The organism is Geobacillus sp. DSP4a (assembly GCF_013096875.1).
GTDB classification, from domain to species: domain Bacteria; phylum Bacillota; class Bacilli; order Bacillales; family Anoxybacillaceae; genus Geobacillus; species Geobacillus thermophilus.
Window position 1 is genome coordinate 1 of sequence record NZ_SDLD01000201.1, and the last position, 442, is coordinate 442.

Annotated in this window: 1 protein-coding gene and 1 pseudogene; both read right to left on the reverse strand. The window is 44.1% G+C overall.

Annotated elements, in window-relative coordinates; genetic code table 11:
- Positions 1-154: pseudogene (locus tag ETC02_RS17970) on the reverse strand (SA1362 family protein); the annotation flags it as partial.
- 39 nt (positions 155-193) lie between these two features.
- On the reverse strand, positions 194-442 hold a 249-nt coding region (locus ETC02_RS16990), incomplete at its 5' end, for a DUF1385 domain-containing protein (protein ID WP_171698481.1).

A 442-nucleotide genomic window follows, 5' to 3' on the forward strand; every position in this document is an offset into this window, starting at 1 on the left:
CATATTTCACAATAAAATAAATAATGATACCTGCCACGATGACGGTTACCGCCATTTTTGCCATTTCTCCGGGATTGGTTACCAGCACATAGAGGAAACCGAACGCTCCCAGCGCAATTAATACAGCAATAATAGGTTGTACACGATGATTCATAACTGTCCACCTCCGAAAGTAATAGCAGGGCAACGGATTTTAGATGACGTTGTGAGAAGGCTTCTGATTTTGCTCAGACAATGCTTCGAGTCTGAGAAGTTCGTTAAAGCTTTCGATGGCAACTTCAACCTGTTCATCCTTAGGTTCCTTTGTGGTTAACAGCTGAAGCCAAAGTCCCGGGTACCCAAGTAATTTCAGACCGGGAATGTCACGCACTTTGTTTGTCAGCTGCAGAACTTCAAAGGATATACCAAGCACGACCGGTATCAGTGCGACACGATCTATAAC